The following is an 807-nucleotide window of genomic DNA, read 5'->3' on the forward strand; positions in this document are numbered from 1 at the left end:
CAAACATTAGCTGATCAGCCGCTGCATACGTAAGGCAAGCCGCAAACGCATCGTTGTTTCAGGATCTTTTAAGCTTTTCCCCAGCAGCTCTTCGCATTTTTCAAGGCGGTATATGACCGTATTGCGATGAACGTACAGACGCTTTGCCGTCTCTGAAATTTGGCAGTGTGTCTCTAAATAGACGGAAAGCGTATGAAGCAGGCTTTGATCCTCCTGCTGTTTTTCAGCGAGGCTCTGAAGCGTGGAGTTGTAAAATTTCTTCAAATCCTCAACCGGGAGCAAGCGCAGAAGCTCAGGCACATCTTTGGCGTGATACACCTGGATAAATGCGGTGCTTCTTGACAAATGCCCCGATTGCAGAGCATCAGAAGCTTCTGTGAAAGCGTCGGGAACATCAATGAGCTTTTGGCAGATATTGCTGATGCCAAAGGACACGGTTCGTTTAAATTGAGCGCTGACCTGTGTTTGAAACTGTTCTAAAAAGCTGATCACCGAGGCGTGCATTTCACTCCAGCTGTCTGTCGCCTCGATTAGAATAATGCCGACATTTCCTTTCATAAAGAAGTGAGGCGGAAACGGGAAGGCTGATAATTCACCTTCAAGAAATTCGAATACGCTGTCGGAAGCAAGCTGATTTTCTGTAAAACTGATTGATTCATTATTCCGATCGAGTTTGCCGGCAATGCACATGTATTTTTGATCCCAGCGCAGTTTGAATTCTTTCGCCCGGTTTTTGATTTCGTCATCTGAAGAAAAGGACCGCTCAATAAAATTGTTGAAAAACTCATTGCGGGCCCTTCGGCTGAA

General features: G+C 45.7%; 1 pseudogene. It reads right to left on the minus strand.

From position 1 onward, the window contains the following. Positions 1–6: 6 nt before the first annotated feature. Positions 7–807, minus strand: a pseudogene (gene pucR / locus ACWHAR_RS25710) (purine catabolism transcriptional regulator PucR); the annotation flags it as partial.

It is taken from the genome of Bacillus sp. LR--39 (genome assembly GCF_053613335.1).